We start from the raw sequence: 25,312 nt of genomic DNA on the forward strand, positions 1-25,312 counted from the left end.
CCGAACCAAATCGAAAACACCTCTGCCCTAAAGCTAAACACCCCGCTTCCGCCGCCTAATCCGGCCGAGAATTACCCTTTCCCGGCATTTCCGCTTAATTTCGCCAGTTCAGCAAGTAACCACCTAATCGGAAGCCCATGCCCGGCTATAGTCCCCAGGAAATTGAGAAGAAGTGGCAAGCCCACTGGAAAGATAACGGCACCTTCAAGGCCGATAACAACTCGGACAAGCCCAAATACTACGTCCTCGACATGTTCCCCTACCCCTCAGGGGCGGGTCTGCACGTCGGCCACCCCCTGGGCTACATTGCCTCCGACATCGTGACGCGCTACAAGCGCCTGCAGGGCTTCAACGTGCTGCACCCCATGGGCTTCGACTCCTTCGGCCTGCCCGCCGAGCAGTACGCCATCCAGACCGGCCAGCACCCCGAGAAAACCACCCGCGAGAACATTGCCCGCTACATCGAGCAGCTTTCGTCCCTGGGTTTCAGCTACGACTGGAGCCGCGAGGTGCGCACTTCTGACCCCTCGTACTACAAGTGGACGCAATGGATTTTCCTCAAGCTCTTCAACTCCTGGTACAACCTCGACACCGACCGCGCCGAGCCCCTGAAAACCCTGCTCGCCAAGTTTGCCGAGAACGGCAGCCAGGGCGTGCGCGCCGCCGGTGACGAGGAAGAGCGCCACGATTTCACGGCCGGCCAGTGGCAGATGTGGAGCGAAAAGCAAAAGCTCCAGGCCGTTCACCCCTACCGTTTAGCTTATCAGTCAGATACTTATGTTAACTGGTGCGCCGGCTTAGGCACGGTCCTGAGCAACGACGAAGTGAAGGACGGCCTCTCGGAGCGCGGAGGGTTCCCCGTGGAACGTCGGCTGATGCCCCAGTGGAACCTGCGCATTACCGCCTACGCCGACCGCCTGTTGCAGGGCCTCGACCACATCGACTGGCCCGAAGCCGTGAAGGAAATGCAGCGCAACTGGATTGGCAAATCCATCGGCGCCGAAGTGACCTTTCAGGTCCAGGACCACGAGCAAGCTCAGATTAAGGTCTACACTACCCGCGTCGACACCATTTACGGCGCGACCTTCCTCGTTTTGGCTCCCGAGCACGAGCTGGTAAAAGAGCTGACCACGCCCGAGCAGCAGGCCGAAATTCAGGACTACATCGACGCCACCAAGCGCCGCTCGGAGCGCGACCGGATGGCCGACACCAAAACTGTGTCGGGCGCCTTCACGGGTTCCTACGGCATCAACCCCTTCAGCAACGAGCCCATCCAGATCTGGATTGCCGACTACGTGCTGGCCGGCTACGGCACCGGCGCCGTCATGGCCGTGCCCTCGGGCGACCAGCGCGACTACGTGTTTGCCAAGCACTTCAACCTGCCCATCGTGCAGGTCGTCGATCAGCAGCAGATCGAAGAGCAGGCCGACCCCACCAAGGAAGGCAAGTACCTGCACGGCCTCATCCAGGGCATGGGCTACAAAGAAGCCACCCAAACCCTGATTCAGCAGCTTGAGGAACGCGGCATCGGTAAAGGCAAAACCAACTTCCGTATCCGCGACGCCATCTTTGGCCGGCAGCGCTACTGGGGTGAGCCCATCCCGATTTACTACAAGGATGGCGTGGCCTACGGCGTGGCCGAAGAAGACCTGCCCCTGGTGCTGCCCGAAATTGACGAGTACAAGCCCACCGAAACCGGCGAGCCACCCCTGGGCCGGGCCAAGGACTGGAAGTACAAGGGCCAGTACGAGTACGAGCTGAGCACCATGCCCGGCTGGGCTGGCTCCTCCTGGTACTTCCTGCGCTACATGGACCCCACGAATAACGAACGTTTCGTGGGCCAGGAGGCTGAGCAGTACTGGCAGAATGTGGATTTATATCTCGGTGGCGCAGAACACGCTACGGGCCACTTGCTCTACTCCCGCTTCTGGCACCTGTTTCTCAAAGACCTGGGCCTGGTTTCGGCTGCTGAGCCTTTCCAAAAGCTCATCAACCAGGGCATGATTCTGGGCCGCTCCAACTTCGTGTACCGCATCAACGGTACCAACACGTTCGTGACGGCCGGCAAGAAAGACCAGCACGAAACCACTGCATTGCACGTCGATGTAAATATCGTGGACAACGATGTTCTGAACATTGAGGCTTATAAAAAGTGGCGCGATGAGTATGCTACGGCCGAGTTCATCCTCGAAGACAACGGCACCTACGTCTGCGGTGTGGAAGTTGAAAAGATGTCGAAGTCGAAATATAACGTGGTGAGCCCCGACGTGCTGATTGACCGTTACGGAGCCGATGCCCTGCGTTTGTACGAAATGTTCCTGGGTCCACTGGAGCAGTTTAAGCCTTGGAACACCAATGGCATGAGCGGCGTGGCGGGCTTCCTCAAGAAGCTCTGGCGCCTCTACCACCCCCAGGACGGTGATTTCGCCGTAACCGACGAAGCGGCGGCGCCTGCCGAGTTGAAGGCCTTGCATAAGGCCATCCGGAAGGTGGAAGAGGACATTGAGAAGTTCTCGTTCAACACCACCGTCAGCGCCCTGATGATTACGGTCAACGAGCTGACGGCCCTCGATTCGCACAAGCGCGCCATCCTGGAGCCCCTCACCATCCTGATTTCGCCCTACGCGCCCCACCTGGCCGAGGAGCTTTGGGTGAAGCTGGGCCACGAAGCCGGCAGCATCAGCCAAGCTAAGTACCCCGAATTTAAGGAGGAGTATCTGGTGGAAGACACCGTGAACTACCCGGTAGCCATCAACGGCAAGGTGCGCGAAACCCAGCAGTTTGCCGCCGCCGCCACCGCCGCCGAAATCGAAGCCGCCGTACGCGGATCCGGCTTCCTGACCCGGTTTGCCGAGGGTAAGGAGCCCAAGAAGTTTATCGTTGTGCCCGGCCGCATGGTGAACGTGGTAGTGTAGCTTAACTGCTTGTAACTTAGCAGAAAGGCCCACTGGAGCAATCCAGTGGGCCTTTTTTTATGTCTGTCATTGCGAGCAACGCAAAGCAAGGACACAACTTATTTTGCAACTGCTTCCGGCACCTCCACCTTCGTCTTTCCCACCATCACTCTAAATATCAACACGCTAGCCACGGCACAGGCGGTGATGGTGGCAGCCATGGGCAGGGCGGTATTGTTGGCAAAGGCACTGACGCTGATGGCGGCCAGGGCCCCGCAGCTGTACATGAGCGTGCCCATCAGGGCCGAGGCGCTACCGGCTTGCTTGCCGTGGTGCATCATGGCCCCGGCCGTGGCGTTGGGAATTGCCAAGCCCACGCAGCCCACAGTGCAAAACAGGGGTATGGCAATGCCGTACATACCCAGCCAGCCTGTGCTGGCCATTAGCAGCAAGACCAGGGCCGCGCCGAAGTAGAATACCGTCACGGCCCGGAGAATCTGCTGGAAGGTGAAGCGCTTGAGCAGCAGATTATTGACCTGGGAAGCGGTGATAATGCCGGCGGCGTTCAGGCCAAACAGAATACCGAACTGCTGCTCGCTAAGCCCAAAGAGCTTCATGAACACGAACGATGAGCCGGTGATGTAGGTAAACATGCCGCCCTGCACCATGCCCGCCGTCAGGGCGTAGCCTACGAATTCCCGGTCGCGCAGCAGGGCGCCGTAGGTGCGGAAGGAGTTGCGCACGGCCACTGGGTTGCGGCGCTCGGCGGGCAACGTTTCGGGCAGCACAAAGACGATGCACACCAGCGTAAAGGCGGCCAGCAGGGCCAGCAGGCCGAAAATGTAGCGCCAGTCGAAGTGGGCAATGATGAGGCCACCCACAGTGGGCGCCAAAATCGGGGCTACGCCCATGATAAGCATGAGGGTAGAAAACACCTTGGCCGACTCGTTACCGTCGAACCGGTCACGCACGATGGCGCGGGCCAGGACCATTCCGGCGCAGCCACCGACGGCCTGCAGGAAGCGCGCCGCAATCAGGTTGTCGACGGAAGTAGCAAAAGCGCAACCCATGGCGGCCAGGCCGTAGAGCAGCATGCCGGCCAGCAGGTTGCGCTTGCGCCCCAGCTGGTCGGCCAGAGGGCCATAGAGCAGCTGGCCCAGGGCAATACCGATGTTGTAGGAAGCCAGGGTAAACTGTACCGTCGATATTGAGACGCCAAACTCGCGGGCAATGGCCGGGAAGGCGGGCAGATACATATCGATACTCATAGGCCCAAAGGCCGTGAGCAAGCCCAGCAGCAGAATCAGGCTAGTGTGGCCGGCGTGGTTTTTTGGCATCAAAGCAGAATCACGGAACAAGCAGCCGCAAAGGTCGGCAGCAAACGTGGCAATGCCATCGGTTGGGCTTGGCCCCCACTATTTTAGGCTTTCTCACGGCCTATATAGCAAACCCGCTAGGTCGACGTTGCTCTACCATTCTCTGGTCCTAACACCCTACTTTCCGCCCCTTTGCTGTGAGCGTAGGTAGCTAGCAGCAAAGCCGAAAGTGGAGCGCCGGCCAGTCGAACAAATCCTGATTTACGACTGCCTCCGCCTAGCTTTCCTGTTCGGCCTCAGCCAGCTCCTCGCGCTGTTTTTTGGGCAGAGAGGCCCGGACCAGGTCATAGGAATGGTCAATGAGCTCGCGCAGCTGCGCGCCAGGGATGCCCGTGCCGATGAGCACCGTGTTCCAGTGCTTTTTGTTCATGTGGTAGCCCGGCACTACGTAGTCGTGCTGCTCGCGCAGGTCGACGGCCCGCTCCGGGTCACACTTGAGGTTGATGCTGCCAAAGGTTTCGATATCGGTGAGGGCGAATACCTTACCGCCCACCTTGAAAACCAGAGTATCGGGGCCAAACGGGGTTTCTTCGGTCACGCCGGCTTTAAGCAGGCAATAGTCGCGGAACTCTTCGATGTGCATAGAGCGGCAGTTGGATAAAATACAAAAAGGAAGCCTTCGAACGGCCTAGCTGCCGCCCGAAGGCCTGGTATAGGATTACTTCAACGCTTAGCGCGTAAACAACCGATACAGCACCACGCACAGCCCGACCAGGAACATGGCCATGCTGAGCTTGTTGATGAAGTGCATCGTGCGCAGGTTGAAGTTGGTTTTGCGGTTAGGGTCGTTTTTCCGGAAGAAATATCCGAGTGCGGGACCAAAGTTAAACAGGTTGCGGCCGTCCATATTAGTGGGCTTTTGGTACAGAAACAGAACACCCAAACGGGCGGAATGATTTGCCGGAAAGGTAAATAGATTCGGAAAATATTCGGGATTCGAGGGGGCGGCCAAGGTCAGAAATTCCTGCCCGGCGCGGCCAGCTGGGGGCTAGGCCAGTTGGCGCTTTTCCCGCCACTGCAGACCCTGGGGCAACTCCACCGAGGCGAATTCTAGGTGCAGTACCCGGCGGCTACGGGCACTCTGGCTGCGGTTGGAAGCGTGCAGTAGCAAGGGCTTCATGAGCATGGCCCCGCCGGCCGGCGCGGGGCATACTACGGCGCCAGCGGTACGGCCGGCCAACTTGGCGCCCGGCAGTGGGCCTTCCTGGTGGGAGCCCAGCACTACTTTCAGGGCCCCGTTGTCGGCGTCGCAGGCGTCAAGGTGGAGGCGGATGGTGCAGATATTCTCCAGCACCTGCCGGGGCGGCTGCACGGCCACACCTTCGGCCTTGCTGGTCCAGGGACCGTAGCCCGGCAGCTCGGCCCGGTGGTTGACGCTGATCATCAGATCCTGGTGCCAGGCCACCAGCCAGTTGGAGTGGGCCGGCTTGTCGAAATAGATGGACTTAACCAGGTGGCAGCCGGCCGGAAACAACGCCCGCAGCAGCTGGGGCAGTGTTGAGGCGGCTAAAATGGGCTGCAAGGATGGAATCTCGCCCAGCACGTTGCGGATGGCAAACAGGTCCTGGCTGCGGCGAAAGTTAGGTCCGGTTGTCGGAGCCTGCTCAATGGCGTGTAGCACGGCGGCGGTTTCGGCGGGCTGCAATAACGCCGGCTGCACGGCAAAGCCCTGATCTTGCAACTGCTGGGTTAAAGGGAAATAGGTCGAATTTATGCCACTGGAAACGGGATACAACTGGGGTGCAAGCTACGCAGCCGGCGGCTACGAACAAGTGGTGCAACTGCGCGGCCAAACCCGTTACCTTGGCATATTCTCCCTGTCTACGCCTTGCCTGATGAAAAAACTACTCCTCGCCTCCTGCTTCCTGGCCCTGGCCCCCGCCGCCTTTGCCCAAACCAGCCCCGCCGAAACCGCTGCCGTCAAGAAAACCATTACCACCTTTTTCGACGGCATGCGCAAGGGCGACAGCGCGATGGTACGCAGCACGCTGGCCCCGGGCGTGGTGCTGCATACCATCATGAGCCGCAACGGCGCGGTGCAAACGGGCACGGAAAAGGCGGCGGAGTTTCTCAAGCTCGTCGGCACCCCGCACAAGGAAGTATACGACGAGCGAATCAGCTTCGAGCAGGTCCTCATCGATGCCAACCTGGCTAGCGTCTGGACGCCCTACCAGTTTTACGTGGGCCCCAAGTTCAGCCACTGCGGCTACAACTCGTTTCAGCTGGTCAAATTCACGGAGGGCTGGAAAATCGTGCACATCATCGACACCCGCCGCAAGGAGGGCTGCAAGTAACCCAGGCTAACCGCGTAATATTCAGCTTAAAAAGCCGGCATTCGCCGCAAGGGCGTGTCGTCTACTTTCCAGCAGTCCAGCTCGTAGAGTTCCCCGCGCTGGTCGAGGTAGAGCGACACGAAGACCGGCACGCCGTCTTCGTCCAGAAAGCGGGTGCTGGCAATTTTTTCCCCCAGGCGGCGCTCGGCCTGCTGACTTGCGAAGCGCAGGCTGCCAGTCTGGGCCTCATCTATTTCCCGGACTTCCGACGTGTAGAGCTTGGCCAGTAGGGGCTCAGCGTGGGGTTTGTCCCGAAGCAGAAAAACCAGCAAGCCCAGTTCGGGCAGTTTGAGGGTGCGGTTAGCCATTTGATTTGTCTCCCCTAGCTACTGCCTTATCATACGGTTCCGGCAGGGAAAAGTCGGCAGCCCAAACGCCGGCAAAGGCCGGCAAAGGGTAGTGTAGAAGTGAGAGTGACCAGGATTACAGCGCCAGAATAGCCGCGGCGCTCAGCTGGCCCAGGTGCGAAACTACCTGGTCGGCGTGGTGCAGGTCCTGCCCTTCGGAATGCTCACTTTTGTAGCCGATGCAAACCATGCCCGCCGCCTTGGCCGCCGTCACGCCATTGGCCGAGTCCTCGATGACTACACACTCGTGGGGCGGAATGCCGGCTAGCTCGGCTGCATGCCGAAAAATGGCCGGATCGGGCTTGGAACGGGGAAAATCTTCGCCGCTGACCAGATTGTCGAAGTACGGGTAGAGGCCGAAGCGGGTGAAGACCCGGGCAATGGTTTCCTTGGAAGCCGACGAGGCCAGTTGCAGCGGCACCCCGGCCCGGTGCAGTTCCTCAATCAGGGCGCGGGCCCCGGGCAGCAAATCCAGGTCCCGGGACTCATCGAACGACTTGCCAAACAGCTCGCGCTTGCGCTGAATAAGGGCTTCAACCTCTGCTTCCAGACCAAACTGCTCCTTGAGAGCCTGGTATACGTTGCGGGTGGAGGCGCCCAGAAAGGTGGCGTACTCCTGGGCCGTCATCGGGATGCCCAGCTCAGCAAAGTGGCGAAAGAAAGCGTCGTGGTGGAGGGGCTCGGTGTCGACGAGCACGCCGTCCATATCGAAAATAACGGTGCGAATCATGCGGAAAAGTGGGGTGGCGGGCAAAGGTAGCAATCCGGCCGGGTTGGCCCTTACCAGTCCCAATCCAGGAACAGCAGCGGCCCGCTACCCGTACACCGGGTATTACCCAGCTGCTACCGGCTGCTTTTCCCTATTCTTTATGCATCGAACCCTGGAAATTACCGTCCCGGCCGCGGTAACGGAATCCCTATGTCAAGAACTAACTGACCTAACGGAAGTTATTGGCCTGAGCGTGCAGCTTGGGGCCTCCCGCAAGCCCGCCGGCGACGTGCTCATCGTGCACGTGCTCAACCGCGGGGCCGACGAAGTGCTGCGCCGGGCCCGGGCCGCCGTACCCGATGACAAGGACCTGAGCGTAGTGACCAGCGAGGCGGCCAGCTTTATTTCCCCTTCCCACCACAAAACCATTGTCGATGACAAGGACGAGGCCATCTGGGAGGAAATGGAAAGCGGCCTGCGCCACCAGGGCGCCATTACTACCAATTACCTGCTGCTGATGGCCCTGGGTGGCCTGATCTGCGCCGTAGGGCTGGTATCGGAGCCCGTGCCGCAGGCAGTAGCCTTTATTTCCTCGGCCATTATTGCGCCCGGCTTCGACCCCATGACCAAGGTGCCCGTGGGTTTGGCCCTGCGGCGCTGGATTCTGGTGTGGCGCGGCATTGAGTCGGCGCTGGTGGGCTACGCGGTACTGATCCTGACGGCCGCCCTGACAATGTACGTACTGGTAGCCACCGGCGAAACCTCGGCCGCGGAGCTGGCCGCCAACCCCGAAGTGGAACACCTGCTGCACCCCAAATGGATGGAGCTGCTGGTGGCCGCCGCCGGGGCCCTGGCGGGCGTAGTGATGCTGGCCGCCTTCCGCCGCAGCTTCCAGGCCGGGCCCCTGATTGCCATGGCCTTTATTCCGGCCGCCGCTTTGATTGGGGCCGGCCTGGCCGTGGGCCGCTTCGACCTGGCGCTGGAAGGCTTGCAGCGCTTTGGTGCCGACTGGGGCTTTATTGTGGCGCTGGGCGTGCCATTTTTCTGGCTGAAGCAGAAGTTTTTGCACCAGCGTCGCCCTATTGTGTAGCAGGCCGTCCTTCCGGATAAAGGGCGAAGCTAAGGCTGGCAACAATTTTCTTTCACGAGCAATAGGTATTGCCAAGGCTTGTCAATAATTCGCGCTCCGCAGCAATAATTATTGACAACGCTCCCCCGGCTACCTATTTCTTCGCCAGGGCTACAATGTCGGGTACTTCCAGCACGGGCTTCGGGTAGCCCAAGCGCACCACGTTGAGCATGGCCTGGCCTAGCTCGGCCAGCGTGGAAACGTAGCGGGGCGTGAGAGTCCGCAGCACTGGATAGAGCCAGCCAAAGTATTTGTAGTAGGACAATACGTGCTGCTGCCCCGGCGTGGCCTTCAGAAAGCCCGGCCGGAACATGTAGGCGCTTTTAAAGCCCAGCGCCAGCAGGTCGTTTTCGGTACGCCCTTTTACCCGGGCCCACATGCTGCGGCCGTGGGCGGTGCTGTCGGTGCCCGCGCCCGAGACGTAACAGAACGTCAGCTCGGGGTTGTGGGGCAGCAGGGTTTGGGCGAAGTGCAGGGTCAAATCGTAGGTCAGGCGCTGGTACTCGGGCTGCTTCATGCCCACCGACGACACGCCCAGGCAGAAAAAGCAGGCGTTGTAGCCCGTGAGCTGGTCCTGAATCGGGGTCAGGTCGTGGAAGTCGGCTTGGATGATTTCGCGCAGCTTAGGGTGAGTCACGCCCGAGGGCCGGCGGCTGATGCTGAGCACTTGCTCCACGTCGGGATGGTTCAGGGCTTCGTGTAGCACGCCCTCGCCCACCATGCCGGTGGCCCCGGTCAGAATTGCTTTGATCTTCATACGCAAGGTAGACGGGTAAGCGGCGCGGATGTTTTAGGCAGGCTTCTCAGGAAGGCTTTGCAGCGTGAACTTAGCACAAGTTAACCGCAGGGGCGGCAGATGATCTATATCCAGCGCGACCTGCACGTCTGCGGCCTTGGATAACGTGAGCTCGTCTATCCGATAACCCAGCCCCACCCGCTTTTCACGTGTCACGATAGTATCTATGCAGGCTTGCACTTGCTGCGCTTCCCCGACATTTTTGATACCCGAAATAACAAGCTGTGACCAGAAACTAGCGCCCCCGTCTTTTTTCTCCCAAACAACTACCACCAAACGTCGGCGTGGCAAGTCAAGCGTAAATGTTTCGACAACTGCGTCGTGTAGGATATTAGTCCCAGTTGATAGATCCATAGGAAAGAACTTGAAATCGGGGCCCTCAGCGGGCAGCCAGGTTTGTTTTGGCGGCAGTATACTGCTGATCTAGATGCTTAATCTGCATAGGCCATGAGCCCACTTTTTGCAGCAACTGCCTTTTGCAAAATGGCTATAAAGTTGGTTTGCTTTGGACTCTGCAACGCCGCAGATTTTTGCGGAAGCTTTAGCAACATTCTATTTACAATTTCACTGCCCCAACGAAAATCACGGTAGTAATCAAACCAAGGCTCTATTATGCCTTCTGCTTGTAATTGCAGAAACAACTTCTCTTCTATACCACCTATATGGTTTAATTCTATAGGCCGGTTTGGTTTCGGCAGGGAGTCGTCGAGCAAATAAAGATCAAGCATCCGTTGAGTTAATAGCTAAGCAAAACGGGATTGAACTCTATAGCTCAATCCCGTTCACGTTCCTTTACAGACTCATCTACACCCCCACCGGCTCTTCTAGCGTCACGGGCTCTATCCACTTGCCGTCCTCGCGCATGAGCTCAATGAGCTGGTCTACGGCCTGCTCCTCGGGCACGGCTTTCTTGATGACTTCCTGGCCGCGGTAGAGGGCAATTTTGCCTTTGCCCACGCCCACGTAGCCGTAGTCGGCGTCGGCCATTTCGCCGGGGCCATTTACGATGCAGCCCATGATGCCGATTTTGACGCCCTTCAGGTGGTCGGTGCGCTTGCGGATCATGGCCGTGGTTTCCTGCAGGTCGAACAGGGTGCGGCCGCAGCTGGGGCAGCTGATGTACTCGGTCTTGGACATGCGGGTGCGGGCCGCCTGCAGGATGCCGAAGCTGAGCTGGTTGAGCTGGTCCAGGGTCTGAAGCCACTCTTCTTTGGGGCGCTCGGGCAGCAGCTCGGTGCTCAGAATCACCCCGTCGCCGAGGCCGTCGAGCAGCAGGCCGCCCACGTCGGTAGCGGCGTAGAGCTGAGTTTGCTCTGGCGTCAGCTCGGGATACTGGCGCTGGATGATGACGGGGTTGGTAATGCCTTCATTCAGCAGCTCAAAAAACGCGCGGCGAATTTCGGGCATGGCGTGGGCGTTGTCGGTGCGCAGGATAAGGACAGCCGTGGTATCCTGGCGGAGCTGGTCGAGGGCGGCGGGCGTGAGCGAGTCCAGGGTCTGGAACACAAAGTTCAGCTCGGCGTGCTTGGCGCCGCTCCCGGCGTATTCAGCCGCGGTGAGCACCGGGTAATGGTCGGCGCGGGCCCCGCCGTCGACCCAGGCACTGTAGTCTACCACTTCCTTTAGGCCGTTGGGCAGCATAAACGGCACCGGGCGCTGGCCGCTATAGACGTAGTCGGCACCCAGGTCATTCATCTGGAACTTGTCGAGAAAGGCTGAGTACAAGTGGCCCACGGCCCGCAGATCGGCATACTCTACTGCCGACAGCCGGGAAATATCCACCATCACCCGGGGCACGTTCTGCCCGCCCAGGTTCTGCACTTCGCGCGTGTAGCGGCGGAAGTACTGGAAAGGGTCGATGGGAATTTGTTTAGTTGTTAGTTGCTCGTTGTTAGTTGCTAGGTTGTTCTGAGCAGCTTTTTCACTACCAACTGACAACTGAGAACTAACGACTAATGGCTTAATAGGCCGGGCTTCGGCGGCGCGGGTGGTGTAGCGGTCAATCAGGGCCTTGGCCACGGGGGCTTCGGCTTCGGGAGCTTCGGTGAGTGAAACGCGCACGGTGTCGCCCAGGCCGTCCTCGAGCAGGGTCCCGATGCCCACAGCCGACTTGATACGGCCGTCTTCGGCCTCACCGGCTTCGGTGACGCCCAGGTGCAGCGGGTAGGGCTGCAGGCCTTCCTCATCGAGCTTCTGCACCAGCAAACGGTAGGCCTGCACCATTACCTGGGTGTTAGAGGCCTTCATACTGAGCACTACGTCGTAGTAGTTTTCTTCCTCGCACAGGCGCAAAAACTCCAGGGCCGACTCCACCATGCCCAGTGGGGTATCACCGTAACGGCTCAGAATCCGGTCGGACAGGGAGCCGTGGTTGGTGCCAATGCGCATGGCCGTACCGTACTGCTTGCAGATCTGGACCAGAGGCCGGAACCGCTCCCGGATACGCTCCACCTCGGCCGCGTAGCTGCTGTCGGTGTAGTCGATGACGTCGAATTTCTTCTTGTCGGCGTAGTTACCGGGGTTGACGCGCACTTTCTCCACGATGCGGGCGGCCAGCTCGGCGGCGTTGGGCGTGAAGTGAATGTCGGCAATAAGGGGCACCGAGCAGCCGCGCTTGCGCAGCTCCTTCTTGATTTCGAGCAGGTTCTGGGCCTCCTTCACGCTGGGGGCCGTGATGCGCACATACTCGCAGCCGGCCTCTACCATGCGCAGGGTCTGCTCCACCGAGCCCAGGGTATCCATCGTGTCCACGGTGGTCATGCTCTGCACCCGTATCGGGTTGAGGCCGCCCATGGGCAGGTCCCCGATTTTGACTTCGCGCGAAAGGCGACGCTGGTACTGGGTCAGGCTGGGGCAATAAATTTTGGAAGCGGAGGCAGTGGTCATGCTCAGAAGCTGGATAGGCGTAGCCAAAACTACGGATAGTCGCGTAAAGTTGCGGACGGCAAAGGTACGCAAGGTTTAGGCGCGGGACACGTCGGCGCTTGGCCGGTATAAAGCTGCCGTTGGCCGGTACCAGCCCGGCCGGGGCGGCGGGCCGAAGCCGGTGCGAAAGGCGGCCGATTGCCACCCTGTAGCAACTTTTAGCTTCGCCACCTGTCTATGGTTTTATACCAACCACGCTTCCATGAAGTCCTTTACATTGTTGCTGCTGGCTGCCGCCCTGCTGTGGGCGGCCCCGGGCCGGGCCCAACAGGTTTCGGTTATCAAATTCGCGGACCTGCAGCAGCGCCTGAGCCGGCAAAACGACACGACCTACGTGGTCAACTTCTGGGCTACCTGGTGCGCGCCCTGCGTGAAGGAGCTGCCCTTGTTTGAGCAACTGGGAACATCGCAGGCGGGCAAAAAGGTGAAAGTGCTGCTCGTCAGCCTCGACTACGCCTCCCAGCTCGATAAGAAGGTCAAGCCCTTCGTGCAAAAGCGCGGGCTCAAATCAGAAGTGGTGCTGCTCAACGAGTCGGACCCCAACTCCTATATGGATAAGGTAGACCCCAAATGGTCGGGGGCCATTCCGTTTACGCTGATCTGGAACGGCAAAAAGAACAGACGCGCCACCTTCGAGCGGAAATTCACCCAAGCGGAGTTAACGGCTGAAATCAATAAGTTTTTGTAGTCAAACCTTTCACCACCATTCTGTTTGTCATGAAAAAGCTCCTCTCCTTCTTCCCTGCCCTGCTGGCGCTGGCACTGCTCACGGGCTTCGTAGCCGATCCGACCGGCTACCAGGTTGGCGACAAAGTCGCGGATTTCAAGCTCAAGAATGTGGACGGCAAAATGGTGTCGTTGGCCGACGATAAGGCCGTGAAGGGCTACATCGTGGTTTTTACCTGCAACACCTGCCCCTACGCCAAAGCCTACGAAAGTCGCATCATCGAGCTGCACCAGAAGTACGCGCCTAAGGGCTATCCGGTGGTAGCCATCAACCCCAACGACGCGGCCACCGTGCCCGGCGACTCCTTTGCCGAAATGAAGGCCCGGGCCAGCAGCAAAAAGTACCCCTTTCCCTATCTGCAGGATGAAACCCAGCAAGTAGCCCGCACCTACGGCGCTACCCGCACGCCCCACCTCTACGTCGTCACCCGCCAGGGCTCGGACTTCGTGGTGAGCTACATTGGCGCCATCGACGACAATTCGGAAGACGCCAAGCTGGTCAAAACCAAGTACGTGGAGCAAGCCATGACCGACCTGCTGGCCGGCAAGCCCGCCGCCACCAACTCTACCAAAGCCATCGGCTGCACGATTAAGTGGAAGAAAAGCTGATTTCTAATGTGCGAATGTGGGGTTGATGTGTTGATTATTTGTCCTTGCGGGGAGGCCCGACGAAGCCATCTGTCCTCTGAAATATAGAAAGCCTTCTACAGTGAAAAGCCCTTTACTCCAGCTGGAGTAAAGGGCTTTTTAGTTAAAGGATGTTTGTCACAAGCAGAGAACGGATGGCTTCGGCCTTCAGTCTCGCAAGGACACATTCTTCATATTTCTCACCTTAATAACATGATTTTGCCAATCTGTTCGCTGCTTTCCATGAGCTCGTGGGCGGCGGCGGCTTCGGCCAGCGGAAACGTGCGGTAGATGACGGGCTTAAACTTGCCAGCGGCCAGCAGCGGCCAGACGTGCCGTTCGACCTCGGCGGCCAGGGCAGCTTTGAAATCGGCGGAGCGGGGACGCAGGGTGCTGCCGGTGATAGTGAGGCGGCGGCGCATGACGTCCAGGGCGTTGAACTCGGCCCGGGGTCCGCGCATGGCGTTGATGAACACCAGGCGGCCGTCGTCCTGGAGCAGGCTCATGTTTTTGGCCGTATAGTCGCCGCCTATCATGTCCAGAATTACGTCGACGCCGGTTTCGCGCAGGGCGTCTTCGAAGTCTTCTTCCTTATAGTTGATACAGCGCTGGGCGCCGAGCTGCTCGCAGGCCCGGCACTTGTCGGCGCTGCCGGCGGTGGCAAAAACCGGGGAATCCAAGGCAGCGGCCAGTTGAATGGCGGTAATCCCAATGCCACTGCTGCCGCCGTGGACCAGCAGGGTTTCGCCGGGCTGCAGGCCCCCGCGCTGAAACACGTTGTGCCAGACCGTAAACACGGTTTCGGGCAGGGAGGCAGCTTGCGGGAGTGTCCAGCCGGTGGGCACGGGTAAGCAGTGGCGGGCATCTACTACGGCGTACTCAGCGTAGGCCCCAGCCGTAAGCAGGGCGCAGACCTCGTCGCCGGGCTGCCAGCGCGTGACGGCGGAGCCGCAGACTTCCACGGTGCCGGCCAGCTCCAGACCGGGCACGGTACCCGTCACGTCATCGGCACCGCCGTACTTGCCCTGGCGCAGCAGCACATCGGGCCGGTTGATGCCGGCGGCAGCCACCCGAATCAGCACTTCGTGGGGCGCGGGCGCCGGCTTTTGCTGGCTCTGGAGCTGCAATACCGCGGGGCCGCCGGGCTCGGTGATGACAATGGCGTTCATAAACAGAATCAGGATTCCTGAGCTTTGAAATAAATACGGAACGTGGAGCCCACGCCTACCTGGCTGTCGACTTCGAGCCAGGCACCGTTGAGCTGCACCATGCGGTTAACCAGGTAGAGGCCCATTCCCGAGCCTTCGATGTGCTCGTGAAAGCGCCGGAAAAGCTGAAACAGCTGGCTGCCGTGCCGCTCCAGGTCAATGCCCTGCCCATTGTCGCGCACGGTCAGCACGGGCACTCCATCCTGAATGCCGCTCGACACCTGTACCCGGGGCGGCCGGCCGGGCTCCGAGTACTTCAGGGCGTTGCTCAGCAGGTTGTAGAGAATACTCTGCAGGTTGGGTCGCACGAAGCGCACGGTAGGTACGGCCGTAAAATCGAGGCGAAACTCGGCCCCTAGTGCGGCGCTCTGCTCCTGCATACTACCCAGTACTTCCTGGGTCAAGGCAGCCAAGTCCACGTTTTCGGCCGGCACCAAGGCGTGGCGGCGCTGCAGCTGCACCACGTCGGAGAGGTCGTGAATGGTCTGGTGAATCTGCTGCAGGGCCCGCTCAAACATGACGATGAGCTTCATGGCATCCGGGTCGCGGAAGTAGGCCGTGCGGGTCAGCTCCTCGAAGATACCGGCCATATTGTTGATGGGCTGGGTCAAATCGTGGGAGGCGGTATAAACGAAGCTATCCAGGTCGGCATTGGTGCGGGCCAGCTGCTGGTTGCGGGCTTCGAGCTGCTGACTAGCCTGCTTAAAGTCGTCGATATCGGTGCTGGTCCCAAACCACTTGATGACGTTGCCGGCCGCGTCGCGCATGGGCGTGCCCCGGTGCAAAAACCAGCGGTAGCGCCCATCCTGGGCCGAAAGCAGCTGACTTTCCTGCTCGTAATCTGCCCCGCCACGCATGCCGGCCATGAAGTTGGCTGTAATTCGCTCCCGCTCCTGAGGCGGCAGCAGCTCAGTCCAGCCAAACTCCAGCCCATAGGCTACCGAGCGGCCCGTCAGCTCGGTCCAGCGCCGGTTGATGTAGTCCAGCTTACCATCCGGGCCGGCTGTCCACACAATTTGCGGGATGCTTTCGGCCATGAAGCGAAACTGCTCCTCGCTGCGCTGCAACTGGTTTTGCAGCTCTTTCTGCTCGTGGTTGTCGACCAATGTGCCGTACCAGCGCAGGGCCTGGCCCTGGGCGTCGTATTCGGGCACGCCCCGACTGATTTGCCAGCGGTACTGCCCGTCGTGGTGACGCAGGCGGTACTGTAGTTCCCAGGGCTGGCCCCGCATCAGGGCCCGGCGCAGGCTCCGGCGCACCTCGGCTTGGTCATCGGGGTGCACCAGGGCCGTGAAGATGTCGCCGGTTTGCAGCTCCGTGGTCTGGCCCGTGTAGTGGTACCACTGCGGGCTGAGGTATTCCATCTGGCCATCCGGGGCGCAGATAAACGACACGGCGGGCAAGGCTTCGGTCATGCGGCGCAGGCGCACGTCGCGGCGGCCGACTTCGGCGGCCAGGGCCCCGGCGCTCTGCCGGGCCCGCACCCGCTCGGTGGCTTCCACGGCAAAGGCCAGCACCCCGAAAATCTGCCCCTGTTCGTCGCGCAGGGCCTGAAACGTGAGGTCCAGGTAGAGGCTGGGCGTCCCGGTCCGGTTACCTATCGGCTGCATTGGCATTTCGTGGCCGACGAAGGTTTCCCCGGTTTGGTACACCTGGTCGAGCCGCGTTACAAAGCCCTGCTCGACCAGCTCGGGCAGTACCTCGGCCAGGGGCTTGCCTAGTCCAGCGCGGTTGCCCATCAGGATATTATGCGCCTCGTTGAAGAAGGCGTAGCGGTGCTCAGGCCCTTCCAGCGTGGCAATAATAGCCGGGGCCTGGCCTAGAATCTGGCTTAGGCGCTGATCCTGACGGCGCAGCTGTTCCTGCACCCCCTTCTGGTCGTCGATGTCCGTATTAGTGCCCAGCCACTGGGTGATTTCGCCGGCCGAGTTGCGCAGCGGCAGCAGGTTGCCCAAAAACCACCGGTAGCGCCCGTCGGCCCCGCGCAGGCGGTGCTCGGTCTGGGCCCCAACTCCGGTGCGAATTACGGCCGGCAGGCCCTGAAACGTCGTGGTCTGGTCGGCGGGGTGCACGTAGCGGGACCAGCCCGTGCCGAGCAGCTCCGGAGCGGCAGCCCCGGTGTAGGCCTGAAAGCTCCGGTTGGTATACGTCACCTGCCCGTCGACGGGGCTAGCCGTCCAGGTGAGCTGGGGCAGGGCTTCGAGCAGCTGGCTGAAGTGGGCCGTGCTGGCAGCCAGCTCCTGGCTCAGGCGTTTCTGCTCGTGAATGTCGACTGTCGAGCCGTACCACTTCAGGCCTTCATCGGTATCGGCGGGCACGGTGTGGCTCAGGTGCCAGCGGTACTCCCCGTCGTAGCGGCGCAGACGCACTTCCAGGTTCCAGCCCCGCTTTTCGGCCAGCGCCGCGGCATACTCAGCCCGGGCCCGGGCCCGGTCGTCGGGATGCAGCAGCGCGTCCCAGACCTCGTTCACGTCGGTACCGGGAGGGTAGCCCGCGTACTGGTGCCACTGCGGACTGGTATACTCGGTGTGGCCCGTGGCGTCGTTGATGAACGTCATAACGGGCAGAGCCTCCGTCATACGCCGCAGCCGCTCGTCGCTGCGCTGCAGCTGGGTGACCAGGCCATCGGCCCGCTGCCGGGCCAGTACCTGCTCGGTTACTTCTACCAAAAAGACCAGGATGCCCCGGGGCTGGCCCTGACTGTCGCGTAGGGCTTGGTACGAGAAATTGAGGTAGTGCTGCCGTCGCTGCCCGGTAGCGGGGTCAGTTAGCCAGATGGGCATTTCCTGGCCCACAAGGGGCTTCTGGCTGCGGTACACCTGGTCGAGAAGCGGAATAAAATCCTGTTCTACCAGCTCGGGCAGCACGTCGGCCACGCACTGGCCCAGCACGGCCCGGCCACCCACGAATTGCTCGTAGCGGGCATTGAAAAAGGCGTAGCGGTGTTCGGGCCCTTCCAGCGTGGCAATCATGGCCGGGGCCTGGGTCAGAATCTGGCGCAGGTATTCGTCCTTGGTTTCGAGCTGGCGCTGAAACTGCTTCTGGTCGTCGATATCCACGCTGGAAGCGTACCAGCGGCTCACCGAACCGTCGTCGGGCCGGAGCATGGGCACGGCCCGCAGCAGGTGCCAGCGGTACTGGCCGTCGTGGCGGCGCAGGCGGTACTCCCCCGACCAGGCCTGACCCAGCCTGCGGCCGCGGGCAAAATCATCTTTGAGGCGGCGCCGGTCGGCGGGGTGCAGGGGCTCGGCCCAGTGTAGGAGGCCTTGGGCGGGCTGCTGGCCCGTAAACTCGTGGCGCTGGGGGTTGATGTAGAGAATCTGGCCCTGCGCATCGGCAATATAGATGAACAGCGGCAACGACTCTACCATGGTCCGAAACTGGGCGTCCTGGGCCCGAATTTCAGCCATCAGCTCGGCCGTACGCTGCTTGGCCTCCACCCGCTCAGTCACGTCGATGCCGAACACCAGAATGCCCTGGGTCTGGCCCTGTTCGTCGGTCAGAGGCTGCAGCACGCCGTCGAAATAGAGCGTAGTGACCGAGCCATCGGCGGCGGCGGGCTGCACCATCGGCATTTCCGACAGCACAAACGGCGCCCCGGTCCGGTAGATTTCGTCCACGAGCTTGATGTACCCGTTGGTTACTAGCTCGGGCACGGCCAGGGCGGCGGGCATACCTAGTTGCACTTTGCCCCCAAAAAGCTGATTGCCCCTCTCATTGAGGAAGCCATACACGTGGTCGGGCCCGAGCAGGGTGGCAATATGAGCCGGCACCTGACTAAGAATCTGCTGAAAGTGCCGATCCTGGGAAGCTAGGCGCTGCTCGATTAGCTTCTGGTCGTGAATGTCGAGCGTAGTGCCCGTCCAGCCTATCAGGGTGCCGGCCGCATCCCGGCGTGGCACTCCGCGGGCCAGTTGCCAGCGGTACTGCCCATCGGCCCGGCGCAGGCGGTATTCGACCGAATACTCAGTGCCCGCGGCCCGGGTTCGGTGCCAGTTTTCCAGCACCCGGGCCCGGTCCTCGGGGTGCACCACCGACAGCCAGCCGTCGGCATCAGCCTGGGCACGGCTAATGCCCGTGTACTCCAGCCAGCGCGCACTGTGGTAGTCGGCGCCGCCGTCGGGGCGGGTCGTCCACACGATTACCGGCAACGTGTCGAACAGCTGCCGGAAGTCAGCCGCTGGCGCAGGACTGGCTTCCACGACGGGCTCGGCCCGGTAGAGAAAGTAGCGGATTTCGTTTTCGGGCCCCAGCACGGGCCAGGTACGGTGCTGCCAGCCGCCAGCCCGCGCTTCGTGCGCGGCCCAAGTGTTGGCTACGGCCGCCAAGCCGGCCTGCAGCTCGGCGCCTACCGTTCCCCACTCCGCCGATGACTCCGGCCCAAATACCGCCTCCACGACCTGGCCCAGCAGCTGCTCCAGCGGCTGCCCAGCGGTTTCGGCAGCCTCGGCCGAAGCTGCCACGATGGTCAGCGCCGGCGAAAGGGCCAGGTGAATACCGGGCAGGGCTGCAAAAAGAGCTTGATAGTCGGGTTGGGCGGGCATAAGAGAATCATAACGGGCCGCAGAAGCTCCTTGCTGGCGGGGCAGTATACGTAAGCGCCGCCATACTGAAGCATTCCGCCGCACGATTGTTGCCCGGCGGAGCGTTTCTTAACTGGCACTAGCTGGTGCCGGCTCGTAGTCAGCAGAAGGGCCGCCTTTGCTTTTTGTAGCCTTTCTTTGCCCCGCCGCGTAGCAATGATACGCCCATATTAGTCATGAAAAAGCCCTTGTTTCTTCCGCCCCTGTTCAGTGCCGCCCGCGCCGCCGGAATGACGGCCTGGCAAACCGGCCGCCTTTTCCAGCAGCTGGCCAAAAAAGCCCTGGACTCCATCCAGGACATTCTGCGGGCCGAAGTGCAGAAGGGCAACGTGCAGCTCGTGGCCGATTTTCTGGCCGACAAGGCCCTGCCCGCCGCTAAAGCCCTGCTGCTGGAGCGCATGGCCGCCCGGCTGCTGATCCGCATCGGACTGCGCGGGGCCCTGGCAACCAATGTCGTCGGCTGGATTCTGCCCTTCGTGCTGGAGCGCCTGATCAAAGTGGGGGTCAGTACCGGCTTCTTCGAGAAGGTGCGCACCCACGCTACCGTTGCCGACACGCTCCGCCGCCTCGACGAGCTCAAGCGCGCCGCCTGGAAAACCATGGTTCCCGATGCCGGCAGCGGCGCCGAAGTGCTGCCCGACGACCACCCGATGCCCGCGCAACTGCCGCCTACGGCCGGTTCTGAGTTGTAAGGAACAAGGAAAACCCAGGCTCCCGGCGTGAGTCCCACCCGCTGCCCGGCTGGTTTGGTCGAAAAGGCAGTAAGCCGGCAGCCGATTTTCCTACCTTGCGGGCATGATTAAAACGCTACCCCAACTATTTTTAGGCCTAACGCTGCTGTTTGCCGGCTCCAGCGCCCACCAAGCCCTAGCCCAGGGTCCCGTTAAGCAATGGGACAAAACCTACGGCGGCACCCTGGAGGACCGCCCCCTAGCAGTGGTCCTGACACCCGATGGCGGCTCCATCATTGGCGGACAGTCGTACTCGGACGCTGGGGGTGATAAGACGCAGAGCAGCACGGATACCGACTACTGGATTCTGCGGCTCGACGCCAGTGGCAACAAGATCTGGGACCGGACTTTCGGCACCTTCGGCAACGATATGTTTACAACGCTGGAAGCTACGGCCGACGGCGGCTTTCTGTTGGGCGGCACTACCAATACAGCCGTCAGTGGCGACAAAACCCAGGCCGGGCCCGGAGGCACCGATTTCTGGGTGATTAAGCTTGATGCCAACGGCACCAAGCTCTGGGACCGGGTCTACGGCAGTACGGGCCCCGATGCGCTGACGGCCATGGTCCGCACCCCGGACGGGGGCTTTCTGCTGGGCGGCACGTCGGGCGCGGGCGTTAGCGGCAACAAAACCCAACCCGGCAAAGGCGACAATGACTACTGGGTAATCAAGATTGACGCCGCCGGTAACAAGCTCTGGGACCAGGTATACGGCGGTACCTTCTATGATAACCTGAGCACCATGGTGGCCACCCAGGATGGAGGAGCCATCCTGGCCGGGACTTCCGGCTCGGTGCTCGGCGCCGACAAAACGGAGGCCAACCAGGGCGGCTCCGACTATTGGGTTGTCAAGATTGATGCCGCCGGAACCAAACAGTGGGACCGCACCCTTGGGGGTACCGACGACGACCAGGCCACCGGTATCCGGCAGGCCCTGGACGGGGGGTACATCGTGGCGGGGTCTTCAATCTCGGGCCAGGGCGGCAATAAAACGCAACCCAGCCGCGGCGGGCGAGATATGTGGCTGATTAAGCTCAACGCTAACGGTACCAAGCAATGGGACCGCACCTTCGGAGGCATTGCCACCGAGGAACCCGCCTCGGTAGTGGCAACCAACGACGGCGGCTTTCTGGCCGCGGGCTACTCCAACTCGAATATCAGCGGCGACAAGACCCAGAATATCATTGGCCTCTCCGACGTCTGGATGATTAAGATCGACGCCAACGGTATCAAACAGTGGGACCGCACCATGGGCGGCACCAAACTGGATTACCTGCTGACCTTCCAGGCCATGCAGGTGGCCCCGGACGGCAGCCTGCTGCTGGCCGTATTCAGTGAATCCAATAGCGGCTTTGATAAAACGCAGTCCAGCAAAGGCCTGCAAGACTACTGGATTATCAAGCTGGGCAATGTCACGACGGCCACGGCGGCCCCGGTAGCCGGCCAGGTTTTGCAGGCTTATCCCAACCCGGCCACGCGCCAGCTCACCGTGCGCCTGGGCAATGGCGCCCCGCGCACCAACCTGCGCCTGTCACTACTCGATGCCACGGGCCGCACTGTATACAGTCAACGCGTAACAGCAACCGGCGAGGCCGAAGTACCGCTTACGCTTCGTGAGCACCCGGCCGGGCTCTACCTATTGCGCCTGGAAGGTCCCGAGGGTTACGTGGCCACGCAGCGTCTGCAGCTGAACTGATTTGGCAACGGGTCGGGCCGGCCTCAGGGGAGCCGGTAGGCATCAGGAAAACAGCCCCGCCGTGTGGGCCGCCCGAATCAGTTCCGGGGCGGTTTTGAGGGCCACGTGCACGAAGCGCTTGGCCGACTCTTTCACCTCGTCCTTGCTGACTTCCCGGGATTCTTCGCGCACAAACTCGGCCAGGAGCTTAAAGGAGTGGGCAATGGCCTCGTGCCGGGGCTTGTCGGCGTGCAGCTCCTGCTGCACAATGGCCAACTGGGCGCGGAGCTTGTCGCGCCGGGAGGTGAACACCGAGTCGTTTTCCATGTGGGGCCGGATTCGCTCCACCAGTTCCACCAGGGGCAGCAGCTTGGTGGCCGTAGTAGCGGCCGTAGCCACCAGCGGGTTCATGAGCCGGTCGCGCTTGCGGAGCCGCTCCGCCAGCAGTGCTTCTTCCGGCGGTGCCCCGGCCGTATCCAGCATTACTTCTCCCCTGTTGTTATCAGCCTCCATGCCATGACGAATCTAGTGCTCTCCTAAAGTACGGCCGCCGCACCGGGATTTCCAATTCTTGGGTGGCTCTTGCTGCATTCGGGGCACAAGAGCCAGCTAGTGGGCTAAAGCTGAACGGCAAGCATAAGCATTTTACTATCTTTCGATCCGCTGAGCACGACGTCTTTTTCCACTAGCTACTGATCTTTCTTTACTCTTCTTATGCCCCAGCATCCTACTCCCGCACCCCACGTAGCCGGGGTTTCTATTTCCAGTAAAAATGGCATCATTGTTCTAGTTATCATCCTGATCCTGATTGCCCTGTTCGGTAAGTCCACTACCTCCACGCCCCCTGCAGCAAAGCCCGGGCAAGCAACTGTAGCAGACTCAGTAGCCGAGTGATCAGGCGGAACGCCACCACTAGTGACTTCGAAGCCCAGCCTTACACTTCTCCCCTGACAGTGTGCGCCACACTGCTACTGCTAAGGTTGGATTATGTAATCAGCAGTAGAGGCGAAAACTCAGTAAAAAGCATGGCAAAGGCATGTATTCGCTTGCGAGGAATTGAGTAGCTTGCTGCTGAGTTTCTATAACCCAATCTGCTCACGAAAACCAAGTTTATCTCCTTGATTGCGAGAGGAACGCAGCTGCTCTGCGCTCGGAGAACGACCTACTCCGGAGCCAGCTGGCGGATAAGGAGCGGATTATCCAGCTGTTGGAGCGGCAACAAAATTTATCAAAGTAGTTCTTAAGCAATTCATCTCTTCTGAAATGGTATGAGCCAAGTCCAAATCAGGTATACTGACATTCCATGGGAAGGTAAAACGGTACGATTAGTCCGGTTTCCTAACACTCCTGTGCGGCCCTCTGGATTCATATCTGAATGGGATACTCCCGAAGTAAATCCGAACGATTATCTACCTGAAGCTATAGAGCAGGAAGTAGCACGGCTTTTCCAAGATGATAAAGTCGAGCTCTATTTTGACTCTATCGAAATGATTTTTCATCCTTCTGATGATCTGGTAAAATTTCCTGCTGCTATGGTAGACGACGATTCCAAAGACTTCACTTGGCACGAGGCCACACTAACGAATCAGTACAAGACACTTTAGCACAAGCCAGAACATATCCATTTAACCCTATTTCAATACGTTATGGCAAATTGCCCCAAGAGCAAGAGCTCCCCGAAGTAACCGAACGACTTGGCTTTGCGGGCTTCGTGCAGTATTCCACTCTTTCCATGTTTAGCAATGAGCAGTTTGAGTTGCTGACAAAAATTGCAGGTGATCTAGAAGCTATGCAACAACACTTTAACAATCAATAGATGAGCATGTTACCTACCATTTCCACACCTCGCCTGTTACTCCTGCTCCTGCTGTGCCTGACGCTGCTCGCGGCCGCCTGTACCAAAGACGCGGCCGAACCCGGGCCCACGTTAGAAGGCCGTTGGAAACATAAAAGTATTGTCTACAACCTCTATCGCTCCAACGGCACCCTCCTGCTCGCAGATAGCCTGTCTATGCTACCCAGTCACCGGGTTATCACAGCCGATGTCATTACGGAGCACGACGTGAAGGATAATTCGCTCCTCCACACGGCCAACTATATCCGCACCAACAACCGCATCGACTTTGTTCCCGTCACTCGCATCGACGAACATCTTATCGAGTTGACCGAGCACCGCCTTACTCTGCACTCCGATACGGTCTTTCTTTCTGAAGATGTCTATACTATAGTCGTGCGTAAGTACACCCGCTAGTGCGCTCAGTCGCCCTAGGGCCCGCCGCGGCGGCGTAGTTTTCTCGCTGCTATTCGTATTCCTATGCCTCGCTTGTTCCCCTTGCTCTTACTGTGCCTGACGCTGTTGCTGGCCGCCTGTAAGAAAGACTCTGCCGAGCCTGAGCCGCCGCTGGAAGGCGCTTGGCTGAAGGTCGAAGATGTCAAGTCTATCTACGACCCTACCGGCAAACTGCTCGACACCTATACTTCCCCCAACCTTGAGGGATTCACCTGGGAGTTTACCTCTACCAGCCATCAGCTTTTTTTCACGTATCGCGGGCAATACACGCCGGCTGGCCCCCCGCTCACCTTCAAACGAGTGGGCAACAAGCTCATGCATGACCAGAACGGGGAAGTAGCGCAAATCCTCACCTTGACCCAGCACCAGCTGGTGTTGTTCTACGAGAAGCAATTCCCGGATGCCAATGGCAACCGTACCGACTGGCGGTTGACCTTTTCCCGCTAGCCCAGGGCTGGTTTCTCCAGGGGGCCACCGGGGCGGCGCCTTTGCAATTCGTTATTCCTTATCCCATGCCCCGCCTGCTCCTATTAAGCTTTCTGCTGCTCACGGCTGCCTGTAAGAAGGAAGCCGCCGAGCCTGAGCCAGCACTGCAAGGCCGCTGGAACAGAAATGCCTTTGTATCCATCGACTATGATGCAACGGGCAACGTGCTGGCAACTTACGAGGATCAGCCAACGGGACTAGAGCTGTACTACACCATCTCTGCCGACACGATACGGTACTTCGAGAATCAAACGCTTCTTTCGCACAGCCGCTACGCCCGGGAAGGCTCGGTGTTGCACGTGATGCAGTACAACGTGAACATGCGCCGGATGGACCAGTATGATTTGACGATTACCGAGCTAACCGATGCCCGGTTGGTTTTTCAGCGGCGCGCAACTCGCCCCGGCGGGTATTACTCTATTTCGACGACAACCTGCGCCCGGTAAGCTCCGCGTTTCGCTGCCGTTGTAGCTTGAG

General features: G+C 60.1%; 25 protein-coding genes. 12 read left to right on the forward strand and 13 right to left on the reverse strand.

Features of this window, described 5'->3' with window-relative positions; translation table 11 throughout:
* Positions 1–137 precede the first annotated feature (137 nt).
* Positions 138–2,915: a leucine--tRNA ligase gene (gene leuS, locus MUN80_RS19065; protein ID WP_244715288.1), complete on the forward strand. Its 2,778-nt coding sequence runs from the start codon at positions 138–140 to the stop codon at positions 2,913–2,915.
* Positions 2,916–3,013: 98 nt separating this feature from the next.
* On the opposite strand, the gene MUN80_RS19070 is transcribed toward leuS, so the two are convergent.
* From MUN80_RS19070 to MUN80_RS19085, 4 genes are all read right to left on the reverse strand, one after another.
* A complete protein-coding gene (locus MUN80_RS19070; RefSeq protein WP_244715290.1) occupies positions 3,014–4,231 on the reverse strand; it encodes a Bcr/CflA family multidrug efflux MFS transporter in 1,218 nt (405 codons plus the stop codon).
* A 256-nt stretch (positions 4,232–4,487) separates the two neighbouring features.
* Positions 4,488–4,853: an MmcQ/YjbR family DNA-binding protein gene (locus MUN80_RS19075; RefSeq protein WP_244715292.1), complete on the reverse strand. Its 366-nt coding sequence runs from the start codon at positions 4,851–4,853 to the stop codon at positions 4,488–4,490.
* Positions 4,854–4,940: 87 nt separating this feature from the next.
* Positions 4,941–5,153: a DUF6728 family protein gene (locus tag MUN80_RS19080; RefSeq protein ID WP_244724969.1), complete on the reverse strand. Its 213-nt coding sequence runs from the start codon at positions 5,151–5,153 to the stop codon at positions 4,941–4,943.
* 105 nt (positions 5,154–5,258) lie between these two features.
* Positions 5,259–5,951, reverse strand: coding sequence for a phytanoyl-CoA dioxygenase family protein (locus tag MUN80_RS19085; protein WP_244715294.1), 693 nt, complete (start codon positions 5,949–5,951; stop codon positions 5,259–5,261).
* A gap of 154 nt (positions 5,952–6,105) precedes the next feature.
* Here MUN80_RS19085 and MUN80_RS19090 point away from each other — a divergent pair, with 154 nt between their 5' ends.
* A complete protein-coding gene (locus tag MUN80_RS19090; RefSeq protein ID WP_244715296.1) occupies positions 6,106–6,564 on the forward strand; it encodes a nuclear transport factor 2 family protein in 459 nt (152 codons plus the stop codon).
* 26 nt (positions 6,565–6,590) lie between these two features.
* On the opposite strand, the gene MUN80_RS19095 is transcribed toward MUN80_RS19090, so the two are convergent.
* Together MUN80_RS19095 and MUN80_RS19100 are read right to left on the reverse strand one after the other, a co-directional pair.
* Complete coding sequence (locus MUN80_RS19095; RefSeq protein WP_244715298.1) at positions 6,591–6,911, reverse strand: DUF6984 family protein; 321 nt, start codon at positions 6,909–6,911, stop codon at positions 6,591–6,593.
* Between the two features lie 115 nt (positions 6,912–7,026).
* Positions 7,027–7,680 carry an HAD family hydrolase gene (locus tag MUN80_RS19100; protein WP_244715300.1) on the reverse strand — a complete coding sequence of 218 codons (654 nt, stop codon included), beginning with the start codon at positions 7,678–7,680 and terminating at the stop codon, positions 7,027–7,029.
* Between the two features lie 139 nt (positions 7,681–7,819).
* Here MUN80_RS19100 and MUN80_RS19105 point away from each other — a divergent pair, with 139 nt between their 5' ends.
* A complete protein-coding gene (locus MUN80_RS19105; protein ID WP_244715302.1) occupies positions 7,820–8,749 on the forward strand; it encodes a DUF389 domain-containing protein in 930 nt (309 codons plus the stop codon).
* Positions 8,750–8,882: 133 nt separating this feature from the next.
* Here the strand turns inward: MUN80_RS19105 and MUN80_RS19110 are convergent, their stop codons facing one another.
* The 4 genes from MUN80_RS19110 to ispG all read right to left on the reverse strand — a co-directional run bounded on the left by MUN80_RS19110 (position 8,883) and on the right by ispG (position 12,470).
* On the reverse strand, positions 8,883–9,545 hold the full coding sequence (locus tag MUN80_RS19110) for an NAD-dependent epimerase/dehydratase family protein (RefSeq protein WP_244715304.1): 663 nt from the start codon (positions 9,543–9,545) through the stop codon (positions 8,883–8,885).
* A gap of 33 nt (positions 9,546–9,578) precedes the next feature.
* Positions 9,579–9,938 (reverse strand): hypothetical protein, encoded by a 360-nt coding sequence (locus tag MUN80_RS19115; RefSeq protein ID WP_244715306.1) that lies wholly within the window; start codon positions 9,936–9,938, stop codon positions 9,579–9,581.
* A gap of 77 nt (positions 9,939–10,015) precedes the next feature.
* Positions 10,016–10,312, reverse strand: a complete 297-nt coding sequence (locus MUN80_RS19120; protein ID WP_244715308.1) for a hypothetical protein — start codon at positions 10,310–10,312, stop codon at positions 10,016–10,018.
* Positions 10,313–10,388: 76 nt separating this feature from the next.
* The gene (ispG, locus tag MUN80_RS19125; RefSeq protein ID WP_244715310.1) at positions 10,389–12,470 is read right to left on the reverse strand and encodes a (E)-4-hydroxy-3-methylbut-2-enyl-diphosphate synthase; all 2,082 of its coding nucleotides are present in this window, start codon (positions 12,468–12,470) and stop codon (positions 10,389–10,391) included.
* A gap of 241 nt (positions 12,471–12,711) precedes the next feature.
* On the opposite strand from ispG, the gene MUN80_RS19130 reads away from it, so the two are divergent.
* Both MUN80_RS19130 and MUN80_RS19135 read left to right on the forward strand, forming a co-directional pair.
* Entirely contained in the window at positions 12,712–13,197 is a 486-nt protein-coding gene (locus MUN80_RS19130; protein ID WP_244715312.1) for a TlpA disulfide reductase family protein, read from the forward strand.
* A gap of 29 nt (positions 13,198–13,226) precedes the next feature.
* Positions 13,227–13,844, forward strand: a complete 618-nt coding sequence (locus MUN80_RS19135) for a thioredoxin family protein (protein WP_244715314.1) — start codon at positions 13,227–13,229, stop codon at positions 13,842–13,844.
* Positions 13,845–14,062: 218 nt separating this feature from the next.
* Here the strand turns inward: MUN80_RS19135 and MUN80_RS19140 are convergent, their stop codons facing one another.
* Positions 14,063–15,031 (reverse strand): NAD(P)H-quinone oxidoreductase, encoded by a 969-nt coding sequence (locus MUN80_RS19140; protein WP_244715316.1) that lies wholly within the window; start codon positions 15,029–15,031, stop codon positions 14,063–14,065.
* Positions 15,032–15,039: 8 nt separating this feature from the next.
* Positions 15,040–19,614, reverse strand: coding sequence for a PAS domain-containing protein (locus MUN80_RS19145; RefSeq protein WP_244715318.1), 4,575 nt, complete (start codon positions 19,612–19,614; stop codon positions 15,040–15,042).
* A gap of 215 nt (positions 19,615–19,829) precedes the next feature.
* Here MUN80_RS19145 and MUN80_RS19150 point away from each other — a divergent pair, with 215 nt between their 5' ends.
* Both MUN80_RS19150 and MUN80_RS19155 read left to right on the forward strand, forming a co-directional pair.
* Positions 19,830–20,345: a hypothetical protein gene (locus MUN80_RS19150; RefSeq protein ID WP_244715320.1), complete on the forward strand. Its 516-nt coding sequence runs from the start codon at positions 19,830–19,832 to the stop codon at positions 20,343–20,345.
* Between the two features lie 103 nt (positions 20,346–20,448).
* Positions 20,449–22,080: a T9SS type A sorting domain-containing protein gene (locus tag MUN80_RS19155; protein ID WP_244715321.1), complete on the forward strand. Its 1,632-nt coding sequence runs from the start codon at positions 20,449–20,451 to the stop codon at positions 22,078–22,080.
* A 42-nt stretch (positions 22,081–22,122) separates the two neighbouring features.
* On the opposite strand, the gene MUN80_RS19160 is transcribed toward MUN80_RS19155, so the two are convergent.
* Positions 22,123–22,572: a hypothetical protein gene (locus MUN80_RS19160; protein WP_244715323.1), complete on the reverse strand. Its 450-nt coding sequence runs from the start codon at positions 22,570–22,572 to the stop codon at positions 22,123–22,125.
* 201 nt (positions 22,573–22,773) lie between these two features.
* Here MUN80_RS19160 and MUN80_RS19165 point away from each other — a divergent pair, with 201 nt between their 5' ends.
* The 5 genes from MUN80_RS19165 to MUN80_RS19185 all read left to right on the forward strand — a co-directional run bounded on the left by MUN80_RS19165 (position 22,774) and on the right by MUN80_RS19185 (position 25,281).
* Positions 22,774–22,953, forward strand: coding sequence for a hypothetical protein (locus MUN80_RS19165; protein ID WP_244715325.1), 180 nt, complete (start codon positions 22,774–22,776; stop codon positions 22,951–22,953).
* 374 nt (positions 22,954–23,327) lie between these two features.
* Positions 23,328–23,663 (forward strand): hypothetical protein, encoded by a 336-nt coding sequence (locus MUN80_RS19170; protein ID WP_244715327.1) that lies wholly within the window; start codon positions 23,328–23,330, stop codon positions 23,661–23,663.
* A 407-nt stretch (positions 23,664–24,070) separates the two neighbouring features.
* On the forward strand, positions 24,071–24,310 hold the full coding sequence (locus MUN80_RS19175) for a hypothetical protein (RefSeq protein ID WP_244715329.1): 240 nt from the start codon (positions 24,071–24,073) through the stop codon (positions 24,308–24,310).
* A gap of 63 nt (positions 24,311–24,373) precedes the next feature.
* Positions 24,374–24,796, forward strand: coding sequence for a hypothetical protein (locus tag MUN80_RS19180; RefSeq protein WP_244715331.1), 423 nt, complete (start codon positions 24,374–24,376; stop codon positions 24,794–24,796).
* Between the two features lie 65 nt (positions 24,797–24,861).
* Positions 24,862–25,281: a hypothetical protein gene (locus MUN80_RS19185; protein ID WP_244715333.1), complete on the forward strand. Its 420-nt coding sequence runs from the start codon at positions 24,862–24,864 to the stop codon at positions 25,279–25,281.
* The last annotated feature ends 31 nt before the right edge of the window (positions 25,282–25,312 follow it).

The organism is Hymenobacter cellulosivorans (assembly GCF_022919135.1).
GTDB lineage: Bacteria > Bacteroidota > Bacteroidia > Cytophagales > Hymenobacteraceae > Hymenobacter > Hymenobacter cellulosivorans.

Excerpts from the sequence above, each read along its gene's own strand:
- MUN80_RS19070 (WP_244715290.1), bottom strand. The coding sequence starts at position 4,231 with ATGCCAAAAAACCACGCCGGCCACACTAGCCTGATTCTGCTGCTGGGC.
- MUN80_RS19135 (WP_244715314.1), top strand. The coding sequence starts at position 13,227 with ATGAAAAAGCTCCTCTCCTTCTTCCCTGCCCTGCTGGCGCTGGCACTG.
- MUN80_RS19130 (WP_244715312.1), top strand. The coding sequence starts at position 12,712 with ATGAAGTCCTTTACATTGTTGCTGCTGGCTGCCGCCCTGCTGTGGGCG.
- MUN80_RS19150 (WP_244715320.1), top strand. The coding sequence starts at position 19,830 with ATGAAAAAGCCCTTGTTTCTTCCGCCCCTGTTCAGTGCCGCCCGCGCC.
- MUN80_RS19140 (WP_244715316.1), bottom strand. The coding sequence starts at position 15,031 with ATGAACGCCATTGTCATCACCGAGCCCGGCGGCCCCGCGGTATTGCAG.
- MUN80_RS19165 (WP_244715325.1), top strand. The coding sequence starts at position 22,774 with ATGCCCCAGCATCCTACTCCCGCACCCCACGTAGCCGGGGTTTCTATT.
- MUN80_RS19090 (WP_244715296.1), top strand. The coding sequence starts at position 6,106 with ATGAAAAAACTACTCCTCGCCTCCTGCTTCCTGGCCCTGGCCCCCGCC.
- MUN80_RS19175 (WP_244715329.1), top strand. The coding sequence starts at position 24,071 with ATGCTACCCAGTCACCGGGTTATCACAGCCGATGTCATTACGGAGCAC.
- MUN80_RS19180 (WP_244715331.1), top strand. The coding sequence starts at position 24,374 with ATGCCTCGCTTGTTCCCCTTGCTCTTACTGTGCCTGACGCTGTTGCTG.
- MUN80_RS19145 (WP_244715318.1), bottom strand. The coding sequence starts at position 19,614 with ATGCCCGCCCAACCCGACTATCAAGCTCTTTTTGCAGCCCTGCCCGGT.
- ispG (WP_244715310.1), bottom strand. The coding sequence starts at position 12,470 with ATGACCACTGCCTCCGCTTCCAAAATTTATTGCCCCAGCCTGACCCAG.
- MUN80_RS19185 (WP_244715333.1), top strand. The coding sequence starts at position 24,862 with ATGCCCCGCCTGCTCCTATTAAGCTTTCTGCTGCTCACGGCTGCCTGT.
- MUN80_RS19075 (WP_244715292.1), bottom strand. The coding sequence starts at position 4,853 with ATGCACATCGAAGAGTTCCGCGACTATTGCCTGCTTAAAGCCGGCGTG.
- MUN80_RS19110 (WP_244715304.1), bottom strand. The coding sequence starts at position 9,545 with ATGAAGATCAAAGCAATTCTGACCGGGGCCACCGGCATGGTGGGCGAG.
- MUN80_RS19160 (WP_244715323.1), bottom strand. The coding sequence starts at position 22,572 with ATGGAGGCTGATAACAACAGGGGAGAAGTAATGCTGGATACGGCCGGG.
- MUN80_RS19100 (WP_244715300.1), bottom strand. The coding sequence starts at position 7,680 with ATGATTCGCACCGTTATTTTCGATATGGACGGCGTGCTCGTCGACACC.
- leuS (WP_244715288.1), top strand. The coding sequence starts at position 138 with ATGCCCGGCTATAGTCCCCAGGAAATTGAGAAGAAGTGGCAAGCCCAC.
- MUN80_RS19155 (WP_244715321.1), top strand. The coding sequence starts at position 20,449 with ATGATTAAAACGCTACCCCAACTATTTTTAGGCCTAACGCTGCTGTTT.
- MUN80_RS19120 (WP_244715308.1), bottom strand. The coding sequence starts at position 10,312 with ATGCTTGATCTTTATTTGCTCGACGACTCCCTGCCGAAACCAAACCGG.
- MUN80_RS19105 (WP_244715302.1), top strand. The coding sequence starts at position 7,820 with ATGCATCGAACCCTGGAAATTACCGTCCCGGCCGCGGTAACGGAATCC.
- MUN80_RS19115 (WP_244715306.1), bottom strand. The coding sequence starts at position 9,938 with ATGGATCTATCAACTGGGACTAATATCCTACACGACGCAGTTGTCGAA.
- MUN80_RS19095 (WP_244715298.1), bottom strand. The coding sequence starts at position 6,911 with ATGGCTAACCGCACCCTCAAACTGCCCGAACTGGGCTTGCTGGTTTTT.
- MUN80_RS19170 (WP_244715327.1), top strand. The coding sequence starts at position 23,328 with ATGAGCCAAGTCCAAATCAGGTATACTGACATTCCATGGGAAGGTAAA.